This is a genomic window from Aeromonas enteropelogenes, assembly GCF_020097295.1.
Classification (GTDB): domain Bacteria; phylum Pseudomonadota; class Gammaproteobacteria; order Enterobacterales; family Aeromonadaceae; genus Aeromonas; species Aeromonas enteropelogenes.
The window spans coordinates 1625552-1645722 of record NZ_CP083625.1 but is presented as its reverse complement, the minus strand read 5'-3'; the positions used below and the strand labels follow the sequence as shown (position 1 = coordinate 1645722).

Genomic DNA, 20171 nt, shown 5'->3' with positions numbered 1-20171 from the left:
AAAGTGCAATAAAAACGGCGCCATCAAGGCGCCGTTTTTATCTCTGCTGCAACAGAAGCCGGGACAGGATCAGAAGTCCCCTTCCTCCATATATTCCTGAGCGCACTCCACCAGCTGGGGCCAGAGCTCTTCCGGCACCCAGGCATCCGGGTCATCCTCGTCGCCATCGTACTGGCTCCAGAAGTAGCGGCGCAGGCCGGAGGCAAATTCGTCGCTGATCTCCGCCAGCTCGGAGAGCGGCCCCAACCAGGCGATGCGGCGCAGGCCGGAGGCGAGATCGTTGATCGCGTCCATCAGGGTGCGATCATCGAAGCTCTGTTCCACCAGCAGGGTGAAGCGTTCGCGCGCCTGTTCGGTCTGCTCCTCGTCCAGCTCGCCGACATCGGCCAGCAGATCGACAAAATCCTCCAGCAGGAACTGGATCAGGCCGTCCCTGTCTTCAAACCACTGGATCTGGGCACCCTTGGTGCCCAGCACAGAGGCATCGAATGAATCGTCAAGATGACATAGTGCCCACGGATCGTCAGTCATGGTTCTCTTCCTCAGGCTGAAACAAGTGCCATATCTTATGCCTAGCTCTCTACTCTTGCCACCTTGGGCAGGGAGAGCGAGGCCGCCAGACCGCCCAGCTCGGCGCGGCCCATGATGAAGCTGCCCCGATAGGCTTCCGCCAGATCGGAGACGATATTGAGGCCAAGCCCCGAGCCCGGCACCTTCTCGTCAAGGCGCACTCCGCGCAGCACCGCCTTGGCGATCTGATCCTCGCTCATGCCGGGGCCATCATCCTCGATACGCAGGGTGATCCAGCCTCCCAGCTCGGCGCTGGAAATGCGCAGCTGGCTGGCGGACCACTTGAAGGCATTTTCCAGCAGGTTGCCCACCATCTCGTCGAAATCCTGCTCCTCCACCCCGACCGCCAGATTGGCGGGCACCTGCAAATCCACCGTCTTGCCCGGATAGAGGCGGGAGAAGGCGCGGCAGATGTACTCCACCCTGGCCCGCACCGGGGTCGAGACGCCGAGGATCTTGGCCGCACCGGTCACCCGTGCCTTGCCGAGGTGATAGTCGATGTGACGCTGGATCTGGTCGAGCTGTTCGCCGATGGCGGCCTGATCTTCAGGCGGCAGCTGGGCTACCTGATTGCGCATGATGCTCAGCGGCGTCTTGAGGGCGTGAGCCAGGTTGCCGGTATGGGAGCGGGCCCGCTGCAGTAGCTCGCTGTAGTGGTGCAGCAGCCGGTTGATGTCCTCCACCAGCGGCTGGATCTCCAGCGGATAGCGCAGCCGGAACCCCTCCTGATGCCCCTGATGCACCCGGCTCAATTCGCGGCGCAGCAAATGCAGCGGGCGCAAGCCGTAGACGATCTGGAACATGAAGCCGAGCACCAGACCGGCGGCGGCAAAACCGAGGCCTAAGAAGAGGCTGATCCGGGTCTTCTTCAGGGTCTGGGTCAGGGCGCTGCTGTCTTTCGCCATCACCAGGGTGAACACCTTGTCCGACCCCGGCAGCAGCACGGTGCGGGTCATGATCAGGAGGGGTTCCTTGTTGGGGCCCCGCCCGAGAAACAGATCCGGATCGCCGAAGGCGGATTTCAGCCCCTGGGTATTGAGATTGGTGTCCCACAGGGAGCGGGAACGGCCGATGACGTGATGTTCCAGCTCCAGCTGCCAGTAGTGGCCGGAATAGGGCTGGCGAAAGCGGGGATCCGACAGGGGTTCGCTCACCACCGGCAGGCCATTTTTCGCCACCTCCAGTCGGGAGAGCAGGTCATAGAGCTGCAGACGCAGGCCGTCGGCTTCCGCCTCCTGCCAGTAGTTGCGCATCATGGTCTGCAGGCTGAAGCCGGTGGCAAACAGGAACAGGCCGCACCACACCAGGGCGATGGCGACCAGCCGTCCCCGCAGAGTTCTGACCAGCCTCATTCGTTGATCCGGTATCCGAGGCCACGCACCGTTTCAATCAAGTCGGGATGAGTCTTCTTGCGGATCCGGCCGATGAACACCTCAACGGTGTTGGAATCGCGGTCAAAATCCTGGGCATAGATGTGATCGATAAGCTCGCTGCGCGACACCACCTTGCCCCTGTGTTGCATCAGGTAGCCCAGCACCCGGAACTCGTGGGCGGTGAGCTTGATGGGGGTACCCTCATACCACACCTGGGAGGCCGCCATGTCGAGGCGAACCCCGCCGATCTCCAGGATCGAGCTGGCATTGCCCGCCGCTCGGCGCACCAGGGCATGAACCCGGGCCACCAGCTCGGCCACCTGGAACGGCTTGGTGAGGTAGTCATCCGCGCCGGCATTGAGCCCTTCGATCTTCTCGTGCAACTGACCGCGGGCGGTGAGCACCAGCACGGGGGTGTCGATCCCCTTGCTGCGCCACTCTTTCAGCACACTCAGGCCATCGCGTCCCGGCAGACCCAAGTCGAGAATGATGGCGTCATAGGGTTCGGTCTCGCCGAGAAAGCCCGCCTCGTTGCCATCGTGGCAGAGATCGGTGACAAAACCGGACAGCCTCAGCTGTTCCGCCAACTGGCCCGCCAGGGTCTTTTCGTCTTCAACTATCAGAATTCGCATCAGCAGCTTTCCAAACAGGGATTACTCTTCGTCAACCGGATCCGCTCTGGGCACGAACAGCCGCTCCAGGTGGTGGCCCTTGGCCCACACCATCTCCAGGTTGTCGGCCCGATAGGCCACCTTGAGCACGCTGTTCTCCCGGTCGATCACTCGCAGTTCATAGAGCCAGACACCATCCTCTTCCCCCAGATCCACCCGCAGCACCCGTACCGGCAATCTGGCTGCCACCTCCATCATCTCCTGGAAGGGCCGAACCCGTCCCTCGCGGACAGCTTGTTGCAACTGGGCCTCATCAGGCGTGATCGCCTGCGCCAGTACCGGCAACAAGAGCCCGAGCAGAGGGAGCGCTCTATTCATGGATGATTCATCTCCAAAAACCTAACATAATGGGGTTTATAGTCTGCCAGCCATGAATCCGGAATGAATATGATCCCGCGCAGTTTCCTGCTAATCCTCTGCCTTTTCAGTGCCACAGGCTGGGCGCTCGACAACCGTCTCGACATGGCCGGACTGGTCAAACTCTTGCTGGCTCAAGGGTATCACGACATTCGGGAAGTGGAGCTGGAAGGCGACAAGTTCGAGGTCCGCACCCTCAATCGCCGGGACGAAAAAGTCCATCTCATCGTCGATGCCTACACCGGCGAGATCAAACAAAAAGAGGCCGACTAGGCCTCTTTTGCTTTCCAGCGTCCGCGCCAGGGGCGCAGCAACCTGTCCCGCCGTGGCAGCAGCAAGGCACAGGCCAGCGCCAGATAGATGAAGGGCTCCAGCCAGCCGCTCTTCACCGACCACCAGTAATGCACCGGCACCAGCAGGGCAATGGCATAGACCCAGTTGTGCAGCTTCTGCCAGGCCGGCCCCATGGCGCGCTGCAGGGCCGGCAGCGAGGTGATGCCAAGCGCAATCAGCAGCAGCAAGGCCACCATGCCCACTACTATGTAGCTGCGCTTGACCAGTTCCCCTGCGATGAGGCCCCAGTCGAACTGTAGATCCAGCCCCAGCCAGGCCATGAAATGAAGCAAGGCCCAGGCCATGGACCAGAGGCCGAGGGGGCGGCGCAGTTTGATAAGCTGCCCCTGACGCCAGCGCTTGGCGAGCGGCGACACCAGCAGGGTGAGCAGCAGCAGGTTGAGCGCCCCCTTGCCGAGATAATGAATCAGCTCGGGGACGGGATCGCCACCCAGCCGTCCGGCCGGAATGGCAAACCCTAGCCAGAGCAAAAAGCCGAGCGCTCCCAGATGCACCAGCGCCCGCAGCAAGGTGATGTGACGCGCCGTCAGTCGCAATGTCATGGTGTCAGCTCCAGCTTGTCTCAATACCACTTGCGCAGATCCATACCCTGATAGAGCGAGGCCACCTCGTCGGCATAGCCGTTGAACATCAGGGTCGGCTGGCGCTTGGCACCGAACAGCCCCCCTTCACCGATGAAGCGCTCGCTGGCCTGGCTCCAGCGCGGATGATCCACCTCTGGATTGACGTTGGCGTAGAAGCCATATTCGTTGGGTGCCAACAGGTTCCAGGTGGTGGGAGGCATCTGCTCCACCAACCGGATGGAAACGATGCTCTTGATGCTCTTGAAGCCGTACTTCCAGGGCACCACCAGCCGGATCGGCGCCCCGTTCTGGGCTGGGAGCGTCTTGCCATAGAGCCCCATCGCCAGGAAGGAGAGCGGGTGCATCGCCTCGTCGATGCGCAGCCCCTCCACATAGGGATAATCGATGCCGCCCCCCAGGCTGCGGGAGGCCTGGCCCGGCAACTGTTTCGGGTCAAACAGGGTCTCGAACGCCACAAATTTGGCGCGGCTGGTGGGTTCGGCCCGGCGGATGAGATCCGCCAGCGAGATGCCGTTCCAGGGCAGCACCATGGACCAGGCCTCGACGCAGCGCAGCCGGTAGATGCGCTCCTCCAGCTCGGTATTGTTGATGAGATCCCACACATCCAGGGTGAAGGGCTTGGCCACCTCCCCCTCCACTTTCAGAGTCCAGGGCTCGGGTTTGAGGCTGTGACCATTGCGGGCCGGATCCCCTTTGTCGGTTCCCAGCTCGTAGAAGTTATTGTAACTGATGGCTTTCTCTTCCGGCGTCAGCACCATGCCAGCCGGTCTCGCGGCCTGCGGGCTGTTGAGCGCCCTAGTTGCTGGCGCAGGGGATGCCTTGTCGGCACCAAACAGATCGAGCACACCCGCCCGGGTCGGGAATGCCAGGGTCGCGGCCCCCAGACCCAATCCCTTGAGGATCAGGCGGCGATCCTGATAGACGGCTTCCGGGGTAACATCCCGTTCGGTGGGGTGATGTGAAGAAGAGCGTTTGATCAGCATGAAAAACTCCCGGGGCGAATAGAGGCGATACAGATAAGACCCACCCCGGCAGATTTTTATTTCACACAAATTTACATGAGGGGGTGCAGGGGCAGCGCCTTGGCCATGGTTCCGACCAGAAACAGAAGTACGCACACCAGCAGGGGCACGAGCACATTTGGCACCATCAGACTCACTCCATGAGCAGGACAGGGCCCCTAACTATGGAACAGGGCCAGACCGGTCGCCAGTGAATTTTTTTCGCGAGCGCAAGCGTATTCCCGAGTTGCAAAGAGTGATGCAGATCACACACAATTCGCCCCCCGCTTGCCGCCCCGCCAGTCAGGCGTAGGCTGCTTTTTCTTCGAAATCCACAGCAGGATCGCGCCATGAGCCCACTGATCGCCATCGCCATCACCACAGGTATTCTCTCCGCCCTCTGGGGCTGGATTGCCGTCGCGTTCGGCCTGCTTTCCTGGGTCGGTTTCCTCGGCTGCACCAGCTACTTTGCCTCCAGTGGCGGCTACAAGGCGCTGCTGCAGACCCTGCTGTGCAATGCCAGCGGCATGCTGTGGGCGCTCTTGCTGCTCAATGGCGAAGCCTGGTGGGGCGCCGGCGTGGCGGGATATGTGATGACCGGCGTGGTGGCCACCCTGATGTGCGTGCAGGCCAGGCAACAGTGGCTCGGCTATATTCCCGGCACTTTTGCCGGCTGCTGTGCCACCTTCGGCGCGGCAGGTGAGTGGCGGCTGGTGCTGCCCTCCCTGGTGATCGGAGCCTTGTTCGGTTATCTGATGAAGGCAAGCGGTCTCTGGCTCTCCCGCAAGACCCAGACCGACGCCGGCGTGGCCGATCCGGCCTGAGCCCTTCCCCCGATCCGGGCCGGCTTTCCGAATAAAAAAACGGGCCTGCTGCCAGGCCCGCTTTCACGTCTCTTCCCCGTTATCCCTTCGACTTGAAGTTGGCCGCCTCGATACCGTGGCGGTTCAATAGCTTGTAGAAGTCGGTTCGATTGCGGCCCGCCATGTTGGCCGCCAGGGTCACGTTACCCTCGGTGGTGCGCAGCAAGCGGATCAGATACTCCTTCTCGAACTCGGCACGCGCCTCGTTGAACGAGGGAATGCCGCCCCCACCGCTACTCAGGGCCGACTCCACCATGGCGGCGCCGATCACAGGGCTGCAGCAGAGGCTGGCGAGTTGTTCCACCACGTTGCAGAGCTGGCGCACGTTGCCGGGCCAGGCGGCAGCGGCCAGCATGGCCAGCGCCTCCGGCGAAAAGCCCATGACGGCGCACTCTTCGTGGCGGCTGCGATACTCATCGAGCGCCTGGCGAGCCAGCAGGGGAATGTCCTCACTGCGGGCGCTGAGCGACGGCAGCGTGATGTTGGCCACGTTGAGACGATAAAAGAGATCCTCGCGAAACCGCCCCTCCTCCATCGCCTTCACCAGATCCTGATGGCTGGAGCTGAGCACCCGCACCTCGGGGGTTCCCTGACCGTACTCTTCCATCACCTGCAGCAACTTGGCCTGCAGCGACTCCGACAACTCGCCGATCTCGTCGAGAAACAGGGTCGCCCCCCTGGCCTGCTCGAACAGGCCGGAGTGGCCGTCTTCACCGAACAGTTGCAGATCCAGCGAAGCCCAGGGAATGGCGGCGCAGTTGATGGTATAGAGCGGCTTGTCGCTGCGATGGCTCGCCTGGTGCAGCGCCTGGGCCATCACCCCCTTGCCTGAACCGGACGGCCCCATGATCAGCACAGGCACCTCCATGGTCGCCATGCTGTGAGCCTGGATCAGCACCTGTTCCAGCTGGGGATTACGGGTCAGGATCAGCGATTGCCACTCCTGTTGCTGCTTGGGACGAGTCAGGCTCAGGGCATGCTCTATGGTGGCAAACAGCTCGTCCTTGTCGACGGGCTTGGTGAGAAAACTGAACACCCCGGAGCGGGTCGCCTGGATCGCATCCGGGATGGTGCCGTGGGCAGTCATGATGATGACCGGCAGCCCCAGCCACTGAGTCTGGATCCGTTCGAACAGAGCCAGACCGTCCATGCCCGCCATCCGCAGATCGCTCAGTACCAGGTCAGCCCGTTGCTGGCGCAACCGATCGAGGGCCCCTTCCGCGCTGTCGGCGGTATCCACCTCATAACCCTGACTGCGTAGGCGCATACTCATCAGCTTGAGCAGGCTGACATCGTCATCCACCAGCAGGATCCGGCTCATGGCAGGACCTCGCGATGTTCGTTGAGCTTGCGCTGGTTGAGCTGGTCGTCGATGGCGGAAAGCTGCTCTATCTGGCGGCGCAGCCGCTGGATCTCCTGGCTCTGGTCGTCACGCCGGCTATCCCGTTCCAATACCGCCTCGCCGAGGGCAATCCAGCTGCGCAGAAACGCCTGGGTATCGAGACCGAGTTCGGGCAGCATCTGCTTGAGTCTGGCCAGACCGGCGCGGCGATTGGCCACCGACTCGGCCGGGTGGGAGTCCACCATGGCCAGACTGACCCGGCTCTCCAGATCATCGGCCCCCTTGAGCCGCTGACGCTCCTGGATCCGTTGCTGGGGATGGCTGGCCAGCAACCAGTCAGAGTATTGCAGGCGCACCTGCATCTCCTTGTTGGCAAACTCCATCCGCTTGGCAAAAGCGATATCGGAGGACTCCCGCTGTTCATGTTGTGGCAGCAAGGAGCAACCCGCTATCAACCCTGCGATCAGGGCTGGCAATACGCGTTGTATCTTCATAGTCCTCATTTCAACGTCAACCTGAAACAGACATCCGCCTGTTCATCTTTCACCAGAACCAACGTCCCTCCCAAGCTGTGGGCAGACTCGCGGGCAATGGAGAGGCCCATGCCAGAGCCTTTCAGAATGCCTTGCCGTACCGTGCTGCCCTGCTCGAAGGGTTCAAAAATCCGTTGCTGATCGGCCTCGGGGATCTCGGGTCCCTCATTGGCGACCACCAGCCAGTGTCCCTGCGCCTCCTCGCCGGCGCGGATCCAGATATTGCCGCCACTGGCACCATAACTGACGGCATTGGAAAACAGATTATCGAGGATCAACTGCAGCCGATAGGGCTCGGCCAGCAGGCTCACCGGCTCGGTCGGCAAGTGTACACGGATCTGCTTGGACTCCAATGCCAGCCGGTATTCGGCGACCAGCTTGTCGAGAATGGGGTTGAGCGGCACCGGCTCCAGCTCGAACACCTCCTGCTGGCTGAGGCGGTTGAAGTCGAGCAGCCGCTCGATCAGGGTCTGCAGGCGACGGCTGTTCTCGTCCAGCATCTGGCAGATCTCCAGCTGATCCGGCGTGAGCGGCCCAACCACCTGTTCACAGAGCAGATCCGATCCTTCCCGCAGCACCGCCAGCGGCGTCTTGAGCTCGTGGGAAACATGGCGCAGGAACTGGTACTTCTGCTGTTCCAGCTCCTTGAGCTTGCCGTGCAACCAGACGATCCGCTCTCCCAGCAAGACCAGTTCGGCTGGCCCATCCACCGGCTCCGCATCCGGTTCGACGCCGGCCCCCAGGCTCAGAATGCGCGACTCAATCTGTCGCACCGGGTGAATAATAAGGTAGGTGAAGATCAGCACCAGCAGCAGGCTGAGCACGGCCACTACACCACTCACCCACCAGATCTCACGGGTCAGCCCGGCGATGGTAAGGCGGACCCGATCCATCCGCTCATCAACCCGGCTGCGGGTAACCTGTTCGAGCTGCTGGCCGAGCTGATTGAAATGGACGAGCTTGTCGTTCTCCACCGCCGCCCTGGCCTGAGTCATATCCTGCAGGCTACCGAGCCACTCGATCGCCTGTTCAAGCCCGCCGTAAACATCGCTGTCGGCGATGGAGTGGCGATGCTCCGCCAGCAGCTCTCGGTAACTCGACAGCTGCTGTCGGTAGCTGGCCAGGCTCCTGATATCCCCCAGCACCACATAACGACGCAGGGTTCGCTCGATATCGATGGCCTGCGCCGTCAGCAAGGTGGCACGGCGGGTATCCTTGACTGCCCGCTCCATCTCGTCGCTGGTCAGCTTGCTGAGGTGGGAAAGGGCATTGCTGTTATGCCAGATCATGCCGCCAAGCGGCATCAGTACCAGCACAAATCCCATCAACACCACCTGCAGCAGGGAACGCGGGCGAACCTTGGCCATCATCTCTTCTCTTCATTTTCACCGGTGCGCCAGCATAGCCGCACAGCCCAAAAAACAAAACCGGCCCAAAGGCCGGTTGATGTTACGAACGAAAGCGTGATTCACGCCAGACCGACGGAGGCCACACAGATAACCAGGATCATCGCCAGCGCGCCTGCAGCCGTCAGCAGTGCCCATTTCAGTTCCACACTCATGCAAGTCTCCTTCTGCCAATCAGTGCCGGATCACAATAGATAAATCCATGTTACGTCATAGTTAATACGATAACCGTGAACTGCGTATACATTTCAGATGAGCCCAACCCAGGGAAGGTGAGCATGTTCTATCTGTGCAGCATAGGATCCAATCTCGAGCCCCAGCGCCATGTCGGCCAGGCGCTGGACGAGCTGATCACCCAGTTTGGCTGGCTACAGCTAAGCTCGGTGATCCGGACCAAACCGGTGGGCATGTACTCCCGCCACGATTTTCTCAACTGCCTGTTTGTCATTGAAAGCCGGCTGGAAACCACAGTACTCAAGCAGTGGTTTGTCACCCTTGAAGTGGCCCACGGACGGGATCGCAATGACCCCCTGTGCAAGGTGCATGACCGGCCGCTCGATATCGATATCCTGGCCAGCAGCCCGATCGCTGATTTTGCGACGGCCAGGGTCGACAGCTACCTGGCCCCCCTGCTGGCCGAATGGTATGGCACCGGCGAGGTGCACGCCACCAAGGTGGCGCTCTCCCTACGCAGCCCGCTGGCTGCGGGCCACGGCCATAATCAGCAGATTGGCCTGCACCCAGTCACCCTGCAGCTGGCCTCACAGGGTGGCCAGGGCACGGCCCCCGTCCACCTTGATGCTGGCCCCCGTCATGTAACTGTTCTGCATCAGTAGTTGCACCGCCTGCCAGATGGGCTCAAGCCCCCCTTCACGGGCCAGCGGCGTCCTGGCCAGCACCTGCTGACGCCAGGCATCGTCATGCTCATCGAGAAACAGGATGGGGCCGGGCTCTATGGTATTGACCCGCACAGCCGGCGCCAGTTCGCGGGCAAAACTCATGGCGAGCGAATGGGCTCCCGCCTTGGTGGCCACATAGCTGGCAAAATGCGGGGGCGGGGCGTGGATGTAGATATCCGTGATATGGATGATGCTGGCGTTGTCGTTGCGCGCCAGCTGGGGGGCCAGTGCCCGGTTGAGCTGGAAGGGGGCCGCCATGTGCACCCGGTAGTACTGTTCGAACTGGGCCAGTTGTGCGGCAGGATCTGCCGTCTGGGGCTCGAAGGCCGAGGCGTTGTGGATCACCAGCCCCAGATCGCGGTGAGTGGCCAGCACCTCAATCAGTCGGCCTACCTCCTCCTCACAGCCAAAGTCCGCCCGCACCAGTTCGACCCCGAGCTCGCGCAGCCGCGCCAGTTCAGGCCGCTCGCTGCGATAATTGCCGGTCACCCGCCATCCCGCCGCCACCAGTTGTTCGCACAGATAGAAGCCGAGTCGCCGACCACAGCCCGTTACCAATGCCCTCATAAGATCTCCTCTTCCATGAATGCCCCGGCAATCCCACCGCTTCAGCAGCCATTTCCGCCGCCTATCAATCCCTGCGGTACAAGCCATTGGCGCACCGCCCCACGGCTCCGCCATAGTAGCCCCCATGCACACCAAGGGAGCCACCACCATGCTGAAAGTTCACCATCATATGAGCCGCCTGACCCATTCGCTCACCGCCGGACTGAGCCTGGCCGAAGCGCTCGATCGCCTGCATCACTCGGGCCTGAGCGGCCTGCCGGTGCTGGGCGACGAGAAGCAGCTGATCGGCTTTCTGTCGGAACAAGACTGCATTCCCAGCCTGCTCACCGGCAGCTACCACTGCGATACCCGAACCCGGGTGGAAGACATGATGAACCGGGCACCGCTTTCGGTGGGCCCAGACGAGAGTATACTGGAGCTGGCACGCCAGATGACGGGAGCCAAACCCAAGATCTACCCCGTGCTGCAGCAGGGCAAGGTGATCGGCATCATCAGCCGTCGCCAGGTCATGCAGGCCCTCAACCAGCAGCTCAAAGTCTGCCAGCAGACCTAAAGACCGCCGGCAAGTTGGCGCAACTCCAGTGGCTGCGCCAACCATCCCTTCTAAATCTGGTAACGCCCCTTGTCACCGATGTCGAAGTGCAGGGGCATTCTCCACTTGGCCAGCGCCAACAGGGTTAACAAGGCCCCGCTGACCAGCGCTGCCAGGGCAGCGGCCCACTCCAGCCGACCCCACTCCAGCAACCATAACAGCGGCAACAACACGGGTACCAACCTGATCCCCGGGATGGCGAAGCAGAACTGCTCCTTGAATGCCAAACCTGAGAGGGTGGCCAGTGCCGCCCCCAGCACCAGAGCATCCGGCGCCCCCAGCGCGGCGAACGCCAGCGCCCCCCAGCCAAAACCCTGCAGCATCAGACGGATACGCTTGTCGTAGAGATGGATGGAGAAACTGCACAGCGCACTGGTCAGCGCCAACAGACTCAACCAGCGAGCAGGAGCGATGACCTCGATACCACTCAGCAGCGACGCCCCACGCCCGAGCAGCAACAGGGCGGCACCACTCAGGCCGATGCGGTAGAGCAGCACCGTCAGCTTGTCGACACCATCGAGCGGGCTTTCGATTTCAGGGTTTGCCATGCGGGATCACCTCTTTACACCTTATAAACCAATATACTGGGAGCAGGCCCCCAACATCATCTTCCTGAGGGGTCAGGAGGCATAGTGTGCGCGTGATCCCCCTGCTGTGGCTACTCTTCCCGCTCTGGCTCAACGCCAGAGAGCTGGTGATCTGCGGCACTCTGGAAGCCCCGCTCAAGTTCATGAATGCCGCCGGGCAGCCGCAGGGGCTCGATATCGACATAGTGACCGCCATCTTTGGCAAGCTTGGGCTCCCGATCAAGATAGAACTGACCGACTCCGGTGCCCGTCTCACCCGCAATGCCGAGAGCGGTGTCTGCGATGTGGTGATGACCCACTCCTACAAGCCTGAGCGCGAGAGCTATCTGCTCTATCCGCAGCAGGCACACCTGCGCCACAGCTGGCACTTTTTTGTGCGCAAGAGCGATCTGCTGACGATCCGTTATGAAACCCTGGCCGACCTCAAACCCTGGCGCATCGGCGTCACCAAAGACTTCTCCTATACCCCCGAACTGGCCGCAGCCATGGCAGACCCAGCCTATCACTTCCAGGAGGTCACCATGAACCAGTTGCAGTTGCGCAAGCTGATCGCCAATCGCATCGATGTCGTCCCCATGCCGCTGGTCACCGCCTTCGCCCAGATCCATGAGGAGAAACTCGGCGATCTGGTGGATTACCTGCCAAGGCCCCTCAAGAGCAGCCCCTACTTCAATACCTGGACCCGCGCCCGCGCCGACGCACAGACCCCTGCCCAGATGGCAGCCTATGATAGCGAACTGCTGCACATGAAGCGGGATGGCCGCCTCAAGGCCCTCTACAACAAGTACGGTATCCCCTATATCGAGCCCTGATCCCGGCCAACCAGCGTCATCAGGGCTTCACATCCCGCAGGATACGGTTTTGCCGTGAAATCAGCGTTTCGCACGGAAGAGGGATCTCTACGCCCCTCTCATGTAACCCGACTCAAGGCTTCACGTCCCGCAGAATGGGGTTTTGCAGCGAAATGAGCGTTTCTGTGGACTGGATCTCGTCAATGGTCTGGATCTTGTTGATCAGCACGATCTGCAGCTCATCGATGGAGCGGGTCATCACCTTCATGAAGATGCTGTAGTGGCCCGTGGTGTAGTAGGCCTCCACCACCTCGTCCAGCGCCTGCAGCTTGGCCAGGGCCGACGGGTAATCCTTGGCGCTCTTGAGGTTGATCCCGATAAAGCAGCAGACGTCATAGCCGAGCTTCTTGGGGTTCACCTGCACCCGGGTACCCTCGATGATCCCCGCCTGCTTCATCTTCTCCACCCGCACATGGATGGTGCCCGGGCTGACCGCCAGCTGCTTGGCCAACTCGGCATAGGGGATCCGCGCATTGTCCATCAGGGCGGTGAGGATGGCCTGATCGAGATTATCGATCCGATAATTTTCCGGCACTTTTTTCTACTCCCGTTGACGATCGTTCATTAAAAACAGGAATATTTTGAAGAAAAAAACACACAAAGCCTATTTTTATTATCGAATATTGAATTTAGCTTGCTGATTGTTGAAGAATCACCACATCCAACGGGGTTTGAAACAGGAATTCAGCAATGAAACAGCACTACATTCGCAGCCAACAGCAGATCAGCTTCGTCAAGGAGATGTTCTCCCGCCAACTCGCCCAACAGCTGGGTCTGATGGAGGTGCAAGCCCCCATCCTGAGCCGGGTCGGTGACGGTACCCAGGACAACCTGTCCGGCAGCGAGAATGCGGTGCAGGTCAAGGTGAAGACTCTGCCGGAGCACAGCTACGAGGTGGTGCACTCCCTGGCTAAATGGAAGCGCCAGACCCTGGGCCGCTTCGGTTTCGCGCCCGGCGAAGGGATCTACACCCACATGAAGGCCCTGCGCCCGGACGAAGACAGACTCAGCCCCATCCACTCCGTCTATGTGGATCAGTGGGACTGGGAGAAGGTGATGCCGAGCGAGCGTCGGGATCTGGCCTATCTGCAGGAAACCGTGCGCGGTATCTGGGCCGCCATCAAGGCCACCGAGCGCGCCGTCTGTGCCGAGCACGAACTGACCCCCTTCCTGCCGAGCGACATCCAGTTCCTGCACAGCGAGGAACTGCTGACCCGCTACCCGGACCTCGACGCCAAGGGGCGCGAGCGCGCCATCGCCAAGGAGCTGGGGGCCGTCTTCCTCATCGGCATCGGCGGGGCGCTGTCCCACGGTGAGCGCCACGACGTGCGCGCCCCGGACTACGACGACTGGAGCAGCCACAGCGAGCTGGGTCTGGCGGGTCTGAACGGCGACATCCTGGTGTGGAACCCGGTGCTGCAAGACAGCTTCGAGATCTCCTCCATGGGGATCCGGGTAGACGCAGAGGCGCTGCGCCGTCAGCTCGCCATCACTGGCGACGAGGATCGCCTGCAGTATGACTGGCATCAGGAGCTGCTGGCAGAGCGCATGCCCCAGACTATCGGCGGCGGTATCGGCCAATCCCGTCTGGCCATGTTGTTGCTGCAAAAGGAACATATCGGTCAGGTGCAGGTTGGTGTCTGGCCGGCCGAGATGAAAGCCGCCGTGCAGGGCATGCTCTAAGTCAGTCATCACCAAGTCATCGTGTCCTATTGCCAAGGTACATATCGACACACAGGCACAGGCCGGCGTCTGGCCGGCCGAGATGAAGGCTGCCGTTCAGGGCATGCTGTAAAGCCAGAGTCATTTCACCTGAACCTTGTGCTGCGGCATAGCGGGATACGGTTCAGGTTCAACAGGTGTGTGGTCATCCGGGATGAGAGAGCGCATCTCGGGCAGGCTGTAAGCAGAGCGGCCATCCTGTCCCTCTGCGAAACCGGGGCTAGCCCCTGCGACCCGCTCAACCCACGTCAGGTCGCATTGAATACATTCCTCCCGGCAATCCTAGGATTGCCGTTTTTTTATTTCCATTTCATGGATATGACAACGCCAGCCCTCGGGCTGGCGTTGTAAACACGGACAAAGGAGAGGTTACTGACTCATGGTCAAGCCGTTGCTGTCGGCTCCAAGCACCAGCTTCTTGCCCGGAACGATGCGGCCGGAGAGCAGCGCCTGGGCCAGCGGGTTCTCCACCTTGTGCTGGATCGCCCGCTTGAGGGGACGCGCCCCGTAGACGGGGTCGAACCCGGCGTGAACCAGCTTGGTCAGCAGCTCCTCGGTCACCTCCACCTCGTAACCCTGGGCCTCCAGACGGCCCATCAGGCTCTTGAGCTGGATGCGGGCGATGGACTTGATGTGCTCCTCGCCGAGGGGATGGAATACCACGGTCTCGTCGATCCGGTTGATGAACTCGGGACGGAAGCTGCGGGTCAACACCTCCATCAGCATGCCCTTCATCTCGTCGTAGTCCTTCTCGCTGTGGTGCTCCTGGATAAGATCCGAGCCGAGGTTGGAAGTCATGATCACCACGGTATTGCGGAAGTCCACGGTGCGACCCTGACCGTCGGTCAGGCGGCCGTCATCCAGCACCTGCAGCAGGATGTTGAACACATCCGGATGAGCCTTCTCCACCTCATCCAGCAGGATCACCGAATAGGGGCGACGGCGCACCGCCTCGGTGAGATAACCCCCCTCCTCGTAACCCACGTATCCCGGAGGCGCGCCTACCAGACGGGCCACGCTGTGTTTCTCCATGAACTCCGACATGTCGATCCGCACCATGGCATCCTGGGTATCGAACAGGAACTCGGCCAGCGCCTTGCACAGCTCGGTCTTGCCCACCCCGGTGGGGCCGAGGAACAGGAAGGAGCCGATGGGACGGTTCGGGTCAGACAGCCCGGCGCGGGAGCGGCGGATGGCGTTGGAGACGGCGTCCACCGCCTCCTCCTGGCCGATCACCCGGCTATGCAGCTGATCTTCCATCCGCAGCAGCTTCTCCCGCTCCCCTTCCAGCATGCGGGCGACCGGAATGCCGGTCCAGCGCGCCAGCACGTCTGCGATCTCCACGTCGGTGACCCGGTTGCGCAGCAGGCTGGTCTCCTGCATCTCCGCCTGGGTGGCGAGATCGAGCTGTTTCTCCAGCTCGGGGATGCGACCGTACTGCAGCTCGGACATGCGGCCCAAGTCCCCTGCGCGGCGAGCCACGTCGAGATCCTGACGGGCCTGCTCCAGCGCCGCCTTGATGTGCTGGGTGCCGGCGAGGGCGGCCTTCTCGGCCTTCCACACCTCTTCCAGCTCGTTGTATTCCCTATCCTTTTCGCCGATCTCCTGATTGATGAGCTCCAGCCGCTTGCGGCTGGCGTCGTCGTCCTCCTTCATCAGCGCCTGCTGCTCGAGTTTCAGCTGGATGATGCGCCGCTCGAGCCGATCGAGAGACTCGGGTTTGGAGTCGATCTGCAGCCGGATGCTGGCCGCCGCCTCGTCGATGAGGTCGATGGCCTTGTCCGGCAGCTGGCGATCCGCGATGTAGCGGTGCGACAGCTGGGCCGCCGCCACGATGGCGGGGTCGGTGATCTGCACGTGGTGGTGCAGCTCGTAACGCTCCTTCAGGCCGCGCAGGATGGCGATGGTATCCTCCACGCTCGGCTCTTCCACCAGCACCTTCTGGAAGCGGCGCTCCAACGCGGCATCCTTCTCGATGAACTGGCGATATTCATCGAGCGTGGTGGCCCCGACGCAGTGCAGTTCGCCCCGCGCCAGCGCCGGTTTCAGCATGTTGCCCGCGTCCATGGCCCCCTCGCCCTTGCCGGCACCGACCATGGTGTGCAGCTCGTCGATGAAGAGGATGACGTTGCCCTCCTCCTTAGCCAGATCGTTCAGCACCGCCTTGAGCCGCTCCTCGAACTCACCGCGGTACTTGGCACCGGCCACCAGGGCCCCCATGTCCAAGGAGAGCACCCGCTTGTTCTTGAGCCCCTCCGGCACCTCGCCGTTGATGATGCGCTGGGCCAGCCCCTCGACGATGGCGGTCTTGCCGACGCCGGGGGCGCCGATCAGCACGGGGTTGTTCTTGGTGCGGCGCTGCAGCACCTGAATGGTGCGGCGAATTTCGTCATCACGGCCGATCACCGGGTCGAGCTTGCCGATCTCGGCCCGCTCGGTGAGGTCGATGGTGTACTTCTCCAGCGCCTGGCGATTCTCCTCGGCGTTGGCGTCGTCCACCTTCTTGCCACCGCGCACCTTGTCGATGGCGGCTTCCAGTTTCTCCTTGGTCAACCCCTGGGCGCGCAGCAGCTCGCCGAGGGTCCCCTTCTCGTCGAGGGCCGCCAGCACAAAGAGTTCGGACGAGATGAACTGATCCTTGCGCTGCTGGGCCAGCTTGTCACAGACATTGAGCAGCCGGCCGAGGCCATTGGACAGTTGCACATCCCCTTCCACACCGCTGACGCGGGGCAGGCGATCGAGCTCTTCACCCAGGCGCGAGCGCAGGGCATTGATATCCATCCCGGTCAGGGTCAGCAGCGGACGAATGGAACCGCCATCCTGGTTGACCAGGGCAGACATCAGATGGACGGGTTCGATAAATTGGTGGTCACGACCCAGTGCCAGAGACTGGGCATCGGAAATAGCAATCTGGAATTTGCTGGTCAGGCGATCGAGGCGCATTGCACTCCCCCTTCAAACAGACGCCGCGTGCGCGGCAAACAACATAACTTTCTGAGATGAAAGATGAGGCCCGTACGAGCTATTTCAAGGGGCAGGACTGGTTATTTTTTCTGCAAACAAGGAATTGGCAAGATCCCGGCCCCCTCATGAGGAGGGAGCCGGTGAAGCTTTACTCGGCGAGCCAGATAATCGAGGCCATGCGGCCGGTCTGGCCGTCACGACGGTAGGAGTAGAATTGCTCCCCATCGCTGAAGGTGCAGTAGTCACCGCCATAGACGGCGGTCACGCCGGCACGGGCGAGGCGAAGCCGGGCCAGCTGGTAGATATCCGCCAACCATTTTCCCTCGTTGACGGAGGGCACGAAGGCCGCCACCGCCTCGGCCTGTTCCGCCATAAAGGCCTCGCGCACTTCGCCGCCTACCTCGAACGCTTGCGGGCCGATGGCCGGGCCGAGCCAGGCCAGGATCTCGGCAGGCTCGCAGCCCATGGCATTGATGCTCGCCTCCAGCACACCAGCATGCAGTCCGCGCCAGCCGGCATGGACGGCGGCCACCCGGGTGCCGGCCCGATCGCAGAACAGCACCGGCAGGCAGTCGGCTGTCATCACGATACAGGCCAGCCCCGCCTCATGGGCACAGGCGGCGTCAGCATCTGGCGCACTCTCATACTGATGGCTGACCGGATGAACGGCGGTACCATGCACCTGATTGAGCCAGTTCAGTGGCCCGGGGATCCCGGCCTCCTGTTGCAGGCGGGCCCGATTGGCCTCGACCCGTGCCATTTCATCGCCAACATGGGCCCCCAGGTTAAGACCGGCGAAGACCCCTTCACTTACGCCCCCGTCCCGGGTGGTCGAGAGGGCCCGGACATGAGCCGGTGCCGGCCAGTCGGGTTCAATCCATTTCATCTGTGGCTCCTTTTGCATTCATTCATATAGAAACGGGGCCCCTGGCTACAAGTCAAGGGGCCCCGTTTCGGCAGGAGGCGGCGCGACAACCGGCGTCAGCCCGTCCCCGCCCTCTGCATCATTTCCAGACCAGCTCGTCCGGGTTGGCCAGGGTGTCGGCGCGCAGCACTTCCATCAACTCCACCATGTCCTGGGGCGTGGGAGAGTGCCATTGCATCACCTCACCGGTGATGGGGTGGGCCAGCTGCAACATGGTGGCGTGCAGGGCCTGACGGTGGAAGTTGCGCAGTGCCTGGGTCAGTTCCGGGGTGGCGTTGCGCAATGGGCGCAGACGACCGCCATAGGCGGGATCGCCCACCAGCGGGTGCTTGATGTGGGCCATGTGCACACGGATCTGGTGGGTACGACCGGTTTCCAGACGCAGCCGCAGACGGGTGTGGCCACGGAACTTCTCGTGCACCCGGTAGTGGGTGACGGAGGGGCGGCCATTGGGCACCACAGCCATATGGGTACGCTGGGTCGGGTGACGGCCGATGGGCGCATCGACGGTGCCGCCGGCGGTCATGTGACCGATGGCGATCGCCTCGTATTCACGGGTGATCTGACGCGCCTGCAGCGCCTCCACCAGGTGGGTCTGGGCCGGTACCGTCTTGGCCACTACCATCAGGCCTGTGGTGTCTTTATCCAGACGGTGGACGATGCCAGCACGGGGCACCTCGGCGATGCCGGGGTAACGGTGCAGCAGGGCATTGAGGATGGTGCCATCCGGCGTGCCTGCCCCCGGATGAACCACCAGGCCGGCCGGCTTGTCGATCACCAGAATGTGTTCATCTTCATAGACGATGTTGAGCTCGATATCCTGCGCATCGAAGCGGGTATCGTCTGCCAGTTCGACATTCACATGCACCTTCTGCCCGGCCAGAATTTTCTCGCGCGGGGTGTTGGCAACCTGACCATCCAGGGTCACTCTGTCCTGTAAAATCCACTCCTTGATACGGGTACGGGAGTAGTCTGGAAACATTTCAGCCAGGGCCTGATCGAGTCGCTGCCCGAATTGGTGATCCTGGAATTCGCCTGTCAGTTCAATATGCTGGCTCATTTAAGGTCTCTTGAGCGGGGGGTGTTAATTCGAAATAATCCGGGTATTCTAGCTTTTCTTTTAGCCAAGCATAACGGATACTTTGCCAATTTCGTGGAAATGGACCGGATGTTGTTGATGGGAAAGAAGTCTCACCTGCTGATGTCGCTCGCCTTGGTCGCTACCTTGATCACAGGCTGTTCCAGCACCAAACCCAAGGTACCCGACGAGCCGCCGGAGACCCTGTACCAGAAAGCACGGCTGAAACTGGACGTGGGCAACTACGTGCAGGCCACCGAATTGCTGGAAGCGCTGGACTCGCGCTATCCGTTCGGTGCCTACTCCAACCAGGTGCAGCTCGACCTCATCTATGCCTACTACAAGCAGGATGACACCGCCCAGGCGATCGCCAATATCGACCGCTTCATCCGTCTGAATCCGGCGCACAAGAATATCGATTACGTCTTCTATATGCGCGGTCTGACCAACATGGCGGCGGACTACAACTTCTTCCAGGATATGTTCGGGATCGACCGGGACGACAAGGACCCGGCCTATGCCCGTCAGGCATTCCAGGACTTCAAGACCCTGCTGCAGAACTACCCCAATAGCCAGTACGCCGCCGATGCCCGTGCCCGCATGGTCGGTCTGAAGAACCGTCTGGCCCGCTACGACCTGAGCGTCGCCGAGTACTATGTGAAGCGCGATGCCCTGGTAGCCGCCGCCAACCGGGCCAAGCAGGTCGTCGAGACCTACCCCGACACCGCCGAAACCGAAAAAGCACTGGAGATCATGGTCAAGGCCTACGACACCCTGAACATGCCTACCCTGGCCAAACATGCCCGGGAAGTGCTGGCGGAAAACTATCCGAAGAATCGTCTCGGCCGCAGCTGAGCAGCAAACTTCCAATGAAAAACCGGAGCCAGTGGCTCCGGTTTTTTTATGGGTGATGGTCACCAGGAGTCTTCCTG

The 20171-nt window shown here is 61.6% G+C and carries 23 protein-coding genes; 7 read left to right on the top strand and 16 right to left on the bottom strand.

Features of this window, described 5'->3' with window-relative positions; genetic code table 11:
• Window positions 1-69: 69 nt before the first annotated feature.
• The 4 genes from LA321_RS07745 to LA321_RS07730 are packed head-to-tail and all read right to left on the bottom strand — an operon-like array spanning window position 70 to window position 2932.
• The gene (locus LA321_RS07745) at window positions 70-531 is read right to left on the bottom strand and encodes a hypothetical protein (protein WP_026457286.1); all 462 of its coding nucleotides are present in this window, start codon (window positions 529-531) and stop codon (window positions 70-72) included.
• Between the two features lie 41 nt (window positions 532-572).
• The gene (locus LA321_RS07740) at window positions 573-1922 is read right to left on the bottom strand and encodes a sensor histidine kinase (RefSeq protein WP_042025199.1); all 1350 of its coding nucleotides are present in this window, start codon (window positions 1920-1922) and stop codon (window positions 573-575) included.
• Window positions 1919-2575: a response regulator transcription factor gene (locus LA321_RS07735; protein WP_042025200.1), complete on the bottom strand. Its 657-nt coding sequence runs from the start codon at window positions 2573-2575 to the stop codon at window positions 1919-1921. Before LA321_RS07735 ends, LA321_RS07740 begins: the two co-directional genes overlap by 4 nt.
• Before the next feature lie 21 nt (window positions 2576-2596).
• Window positions 2597-2932 (bottom strand): PepSY domain-containing protein, encoded by a 336-nt coding sequence (locus tag LA321_RS07730; RefSeq protein WP_026458645.1) that lies wholly within the window; start codon window positions 2930-2932, stop codon window positions 2597-2599.
• A 63-nt stretch (window positions 2933-2995) separates the two neighbouring features.
• Between LA321_RS07730 and LA321_RS07725 the strand changes: the two genes are divergently transcribed.
• Window positions 2996-3244, top strand: coding sequence for a PepSY domain-containing protein (locus LA321_RS07725; RefSeq protein WP_042072499.1), 249 nt, complete (start codon window positions 2996-2998; stop codon window positions 3242-3244).
• Here LA321_RS07725 and msrQ read toward each other — a convergent pair.
• Entirely contained in the window at window positions 3241-3867 is a 627-nt protein-coding gene (gene msrQ / locus LA321_RS07720; RefSeq protein ID WP_042072500.1) for a protein-methionine-sulfoxide reductase heme-binding subunit MsrQ, read from the bottom strand. The genes LA321_RS07725 and msrQ overlap by 4 nt on opposite strands.
• Before the next feature lie 20 nt (window positions 3868-3887).
• On the bottom strand, window positions 3888-4892 hold the full coding sequence (gene msrP, locus LA321_RS07715; protein ID WP_042072501.1) for a protein-methionine-sulfoxide reductase catalytic subunit MsrP: 1005 nt from the start codon (window positions 4890-4892) through the stop codon (window positions 3888-3890).
• A 368-nt stretch (window positions 4893-5260) separates the two neighbouring features.
• Here msrP and LA321_RS07710 point away from each other — a divergent pair, with 368 nt between their 5' ends.
• The gene (locus LA321_RS07710; protein WP_042072502.1) at window positions 5261-5734 is read left to right on the top strand and encodes a DUF1097 domain-containing protein; all 474 of its coding nucleotides are present in this window, start codon (window positions 5261-5263) and stop codon (window positions 5732-5734) included.
• Window positions 5735-5813: 79 nt separating this feature from the next.
• On the opposite strand, the gene LA321_RS07705 is transcribed toward LA321_RS07710, so the two are convergent.
• The 4 genes from LA321_RS07705 to cydH form a co-directional block, all read right to left on the bottom strand.
• Window positions 5814-7094: a sigma 54-interacting transcriptional regulator gene (locus LA321_RS07705; protein WP_042072503.1), complete on the bottom strand. Its 1281-nt coding sequence runs from the start codon at window positions 7092-7094 to the stop codon at window positions 5814-5816.
• The gene (locus tag LA321_RS07700) at window positions 7091-7609 is read right to left on the bottom strand and encodes a hypothetical protein (RefSeq protein ID WP_042072505.1); all 519 of its coding nucleotides are present in this window, start codon (window positions 7607-7609) and stop codon (window positions 7091-7093) included. Before LA321_RS07700 ends, LA321_RS07705 begins: the two co-directional genes overlap by 4 nt.
• Before the next feature lie 5 nt (window positions 7610-7614).
• A complete protein-coding gene (locus LA321_RS07695) occupies window positions 7615-9015 on the bottom strand; it encodes an ATP-binding protein (RefSeq protein ID WP_042072622.1) in 1401 nt (466 codons plus the stop codon).
• Window positions 9016-9116: 101 nt separating this feature from the next.
• Complete coding sequence (cydH, locus tag LA321_RS07690; protein ID WP_124239460.1) at window positions 9117-9209, bottom strand: cytochrome bd-I oxidase subunit CydH; 93 nt, start codon at window positions 9207-9209, stop codon at window positions 9117-9119.
• Between the two features lie 123 nt (window positions 9210-9332).
• Here cydH and LA321_RS07685 point away from each other — a divergent pair, with 123 nt between their 5' ends.
• The gene (locus tag LA321_RS07685; RefSeq protein ID WP_042072506.1) at window positions 9333-9890 is read left to right on the top strand and encodes a 2-amino-4-hydroxy-6-hydroxymethyldihydropteridine diphosphokinase; all 558 of its coding nucleotides are present in this window, start codon (window positions 9333-9335) and stop codon (window positions 9888-9890) included.
• Here LA321_RS07685 and LA321_RS07680 read toward each other — a convergent pair.
• The gene (locus tag LA321_RS07680; RefSeq protein ID WP_042072508.1) at window positions 9816-10520 is read right to left on the bottom strand and encodes an SDR family oxidoreductase; all 705 of its coding nucleotides are present in this window, start codon (window positions 10518-10520) and stop codon (window positions 9816-9818) included. The two genes, LA321_RS07685 and LA321_RS07680, sit on opposite strands and share 75 nt — an antisense overlap.
• Window positions 10521-10668: 148 nt before the next feature.
• Here LA321_RS07680 and LA321_RS07675 point away from each other — a divergent pair, with 148 nt between their 5' ends.
• Window positions 10669-11073 carry a CBS domain-containing protein gene (locus tag LA321_RS07675; RefSeq protein ID WP_042072623.1) on the top strand — a complete coding sequence of 135 codons (405 nt, stop codon included), beginning with the start codon at window positions 10669-10671 and terminating at the stop codon, window positions 11071-11073.
• A 50-nt stretch (window positions 11074-11123) separates the two neighbouring features.
• Here the strand turns inward: LA321_RS07675 and LA321_RS07670 are convergent, their stop codons facing one another.
• Entirely contained in the window at window positions 11124-11660 is a 537-nt protein-coding gene (locus LA321_RS07670) for a DUF2301 domain-containing membrane protein (protein WP_042072510.1), read from the bottom strand.
• Between the two features lie 86 nt (window positions 11661-11746).
• Between LA321_RS07670 and LA321_RS07665 the strand changes: the two genes are divergently transcribed.
• On the top strand, window positions 11747-12511 hold the full coding sequence (locus LA321_RS07665; RefSeq protein WP_042072511.1) for a substrate-binding periplasmic protein: 765 nt from the start codon (window positions 11747-11749) through the stop codon (window positions 12509-12511).
• Between the two features lie 112 nt (window positions 12512-12623).
• Here the strand turns inward: LA321_RS07665 and asnC are convergent, their stop codons facing one another.
• Window positions 12624-13085, bottom strand: a complete 462-nt coding sequence (gene asnC, locus LA321_RS07660; protein ID WP_042025306.1) for a transcriptional regulator AsnC — start codon at window positions 13083-13085, stop codon at window positions 12624-12626.
• Between the two features lie 155 nt (window positions 13086-13240).
• Between asnC and asnA the strand changes: the two genes are divergently transcribed.
• Window positions 13241-14233: an aspartate--ammonia ligase gene (asnA, locus tag LA321_RS07655; RefSeq protein ID WP_042072512.1), complete on the top strand. Its 993-nt coding sequence runs from the start codon at window positions 13241-13243 to the stop codon at window positions 14231-14233.
• A gap of 408 nt (window positions 14234-14641) precedes the next feature.
• On the opposite strand, the gene clpB is transcribed toward asnA, so the two are convergent.
• From clpB to rluD, 3 genes are all read right to left on the bottom strand, one after another.
• Entirely contained in the window at window positions 14642-17215 is a 2574-nt protein-coding gene (gene clpB / locus LA321_RS07650; RefSeq protein ID WP_042072513.1) for an ATP-dependent chaperone ClpB, read from the bottom strand.
• 169 nt (window positions 17216-17384) lie between these two features.
• Entirely contained in the window at window positions 17385-18122 is a 738-nt protein-coding gene (pgeF, locus tag LA321_RS07645; protein ID WP_042072514.1) for a peptidoglycan editing factor PgeF, read from the bottom strand.
• Between the two features lie 118 nt (window positions 18123-18240).
• Window positions 18241-19221 (bottom strand): 23S rRNA pseudouridine(1911/1915/1917) synthase RluD, encoded by a 981-nt coding sequence (rluD, locus tag LA321_RS07640; RefSeq protein WP_042072517.1) that lies wholly within the window; start codon window positions 19219-19221, stop codon window positions 18241-18243.
• 117 nt (window positions 19222-19338) lie between these two features.
• Here rluD and LA321_RS07635 point away from each other — a divergent pair, with 117 nt between their 5' ends.
• Entirely contained in the window at window positions 19339-20094 is a 756-nt protein-coding gene (locus LA321_RS07635; RefSeq protein ID WP_042025307.1) for an outer membrane protein assembly factor BamD, read from the top strand.
• Window positions 20095-20171: the final 77 nt, after the last annotated feature.